The 330-nt window shown below is 33.6% G+C and carries 1 pseudogene; it reads right to left on the bottom strand.

Features of this window, described 5'->3' with window-relative positions:
• Positions 1-6: 6 nt before the first annotated feature.
• Positions 7-159: pseudogene (locus GQ593_RS13505) on the bottom strand (transposase); the annotation flags it as partial.
• Positions 160-330 lie beyond the last annotated feature (171 nt).

Below are 330 nucleotides of genomic sequence, written 5' to 3' on the forward strand. Positions count from 1 at the left end.
AATTACTCAACAATACATTGGCAGCCACATTAACATAAATGCCAGTGATACCATACTGGCATAATTCCTTTCTAACTTATCGTATATAGTTGATATTGAACGATATTGCTTGATTCTAGCAAAGGCATTCTCGACTAAATGACGATAGCGATAAAGACACTGTAACTATCCCCTAAAATAGTACAGCAAAAAAGTAGAAAATTCTCTATGATAAAAGTAAAGGGGATTTAATTATGAAAAAAATAACTGAACATCAGATTGTATCTATTTTAAAAGAAGCTGAAGCCGGTATTCCTGTCAAGGAGCTCTGTCGTAAATATGGCATGGGTA

This window comes from Gilliamella sp. Pas-s25 (assembly GCF_009795885.1).
Taxonomy (GTDB): Bacteria; Pseudomonadota; Gammaproteobacteria; order Enterobacterales; family Orbaceae; genus Gilliamella.